The 2,771-nt window shown below is 45.6% G+C and carries 2 protein-coding genes and 1 pseudogene; 1 reads left to right on the top strand and 2 read right to left on the bottom strand.

All coding sequences use genetic code 11. The features are described from left to right. Window positions 1-216: 216 nt before the first annotated feature. Window positions 217-1,170, bottom strand: a complete 954-nt coding sequence (locus MHN01_RS23460; protein ID WP_239413767.1) for an alpha/beta hydrolase — start codon at window positions 1,168-1,170, stop codon at window positions 217-219. Between the two features lie 275 nt (window positions 1,171-1,445). Between MHN01_RS23460 and MHN01_RS23455 the strand changes: the two genes are divergently transcribed. Continuing rightward, window positions 1,446-2,351 (top strand): helix-turn-helix transcriptional regulator, encoded by a 906-nt coding sequence (locus tag MHN01_RS23455; protein ID WP_239413766.1) that lies wholly within the window; start codon window positions 1,446-1,448, stop codon window positions 2,349-2,351. Between the two features lie 116 nt (window positions 2,352-2,467). On the opposite strand, the pseudogene MHN01_RS23450 reads toward MHN01_RS23455, so the two are convergent. Beyond that, a pseudogene (locus MHN01_RS23450) lies at window positions 2,468-2,771 on the bottom strand (site-2 protease family protein); the annotation flags it as partial.

The raw sequence follows: 2,771 nt of genomic DNA, 5'->3' as shown, positions 1-2,771 counted from the left end.
CTTACCACCAAACAAAGAGGTGTAGTCAACAACCAGTTCCGGCGCTAACAATCGGCCTAAGTATTCATATGCGCCTTGATCGGCCAGGGCTGAAAAACTATTCAGGTTACTACGTATCTGAGCTTCGTCTCGTGTTAGTGATGCTGCGTTTACTGTCATGGACAAAACTCCGAATACTAGTAGAAATAGATTGCGAAACTTCATGCTGATATTCCTTTACAGATTGGCATCGAAGTAGTTGGAAACAGCTGCAACTGCCTGGCTGACAGGTTCTGGCTGGTCATAAAAATCGAACTGAGAAACACCGTCAAGCCAGATTGACGAGACATTTTCTCCCGCATTCTCAAGGTACTGATGAGCGCCAGCTGGCAGAGCCATAGACTCTGAAGCGACCATCAGAACAGGCTTATCTAGGGTGTAGGCACTTTGCTGAGCGTCGTAATTTAACCAACCAGACCACGAAGCCACATTAAACTGATTGTCGTACTCAGGAATAAGACCACGGTCGGTTTCGGTGTAGTAAGGCACCTGATACATCAGCGAGTTTTCATTCGTGGTGCTGGCCGCTTCGATATAGACAGGTTCAGAGGCATTTTTCGCTTGTTCTGCAGCAGCGAGCAGGCCTTTGACGCTCTCTTCACCACCATAGACAGCTGTTGCCATTGCTTTGTCATGAAGCCAAGGGGCGACAAGTGCGACGGCCTGAATGTTGTCGTTATCAACGGCGGCATCGAGCATATAGCCGGAAGAGGCACAAACGCCTAATCCTGCAATTCGGCTACCGTCAACGTGCTCCAATTTGGCTACAGCATCTATAACTGCACGAATGTCCTGTGTTTTACGGCTTGGGTCTTCCAGATAGTGGGCCTCACCATCTGACTGACCCCAACCACGAAAATCGAATGTCACGGCTGCGTAGCCTTTTTTTGCCAGCGCTTCGGCATACACTGCGGGCATTTGCTCTTTCACCGTTGTCCATGCGCCAGTGACGATGACTACCGGTGGGTTCTCGATCCCTTCAGGAAGGTAAAGATTTGCAGCTAATGGGCCAACACGTGTGTCTAGTTCAATAGTTTGCATCGTATTCTCCTTAAGGGGTTGATTTGCATAGCTGGAACAGGCGACAAGCGGTAATGCGCCGAGTAATAACATCAGAAGTTTTTTAAACATGTGGCATCCTTCACAGTTGACTAAATCTTATATGTCGCTGGTTAACTGAAGTTAAGATTAATGGAGTGCTGATAATTAAGATTGAAGATTACTGCTTTAGTTTTTGTACTTTATTGCAGGCTAGGTGGGCATATCTCTTTGGCTGCTTGGTTGACGGTAAGTTACATATTCAGCTAAGGTTTTCGTAAATCGCATAGTGGAATATTGCCTTGAGCTGTTTTGAAGAGCGGGGGCGCGAAGAAAGAAATCTCTAAGGATGTTGAAAGGTTTTATTCATGAAGTCTCACCTTAAATTTTATGATTTTGATTCGGATGCGTTATCTGACTGTGGGCAGGTGCTGGATATTGAGTTTTCCAATCATGGGCTGGATTGGCCTTGTGTCATCATAGAGAAAGGCACCTCACCTCATTTTTACCCTCAACATGTATATACCCCTTATTTCTATTTTGCTTTGGGCCTGGAGCGGGAATTAAACTGGAGTGCCGAGACGGACAGTGGTATCACTAACTTAAAGACAACGCCCGGGAATATATGGATAAATCCGCCCAAAACACCTTTTACGCATAACATCGACGAGCCGTGTTATTTTGTGATCCTGGCGATAGAAGAGAAGACGTTTCTGTCGCACTGTTCTTTGAATATCGAGGGTAAACAACTGCAGTTTCTGAACAACTACAACGTGGTTGATGAAACAATCAAAGGGATTATGGAGTTGTTCCTGATTGAGGCTAGAGAGAAAGGACGTAATCAGCAGGTCTATTTGGGTAACTTGCTGTCTTTATTAAGTACCTACTATGTCCAGAATTATTCAAATTACTTTGATTTGCAAAGTGTCCAACGTACAGCGTCAAAGTTTGACCAACAGCAGCTAGAAGTTATCGACGAGTACATCAGTGAGAATATTGGAGGCAATATTTGTGTTGATGATCTCGCTGAGTTGCTCAGATGCAGTAAGTATTACTTTTTAAGGGAATTTAAGAAGCTCATGGGAGTCACGCCTTATCAATATCTCATGAATAAACGCCTTGATCAGGCAAAGGGGTTACTTTCTTCTGGCAACACCCATATCGCCTCGGTTGGGCAGCAGCTTGGATTTAATGACCAATCCCATTTCACCAGGGCTTTTAAGAACCGATTTGGTTTAACGCCGGGACAGTTCGTAAAGCAACACCAGTTGTAAATTTGACCTGTGGCGCTTGGCATGTATTGATGTTACCTGGAATATCTACCTGAATAGCGAAGGGGATAAGCATCCCCAGCGCGTTGATACCGGATTACAAAGAAGTGTATTTCGAGCTAAGAGCCTAAGATCTGAAGAGGCAGCCCCAGCATGGCATCGCCTGTTCCTGCGAAATACCAGATGATTCCAACTAATGCACTGACAAGCCCGACATACCAGACAAAAGAAACGATTTGCCCATAGCGATCAAGTGGAAGCAGGTGGCTATTGTGGCGGGATCTCCATTCAATCAGGATCTCGATAGAGCCCATGACAAGTAAGAAACCAAACAGCGCCAGCCCCAGAGAATAACTCAGCCAAACGCCGCCAGCTGCAGCCAAGGCGCATAAACTGATTCCCACCTTACTGTTCATTGAAAAG

This window comes from Photobacterium sp. OFAV2-7, from assembly GCF_022347985.1.
In the GTDB taxonomy this organism is placed as follows: domain Bacteria; phylum Pseudomonadota; class Gammaproteobacteria; order Enterobacterales; family Vibrionaceae; genus Photobacterium.
This window is presented reverse-complemented; position numbering and strand designations above follow the sequence as displayed.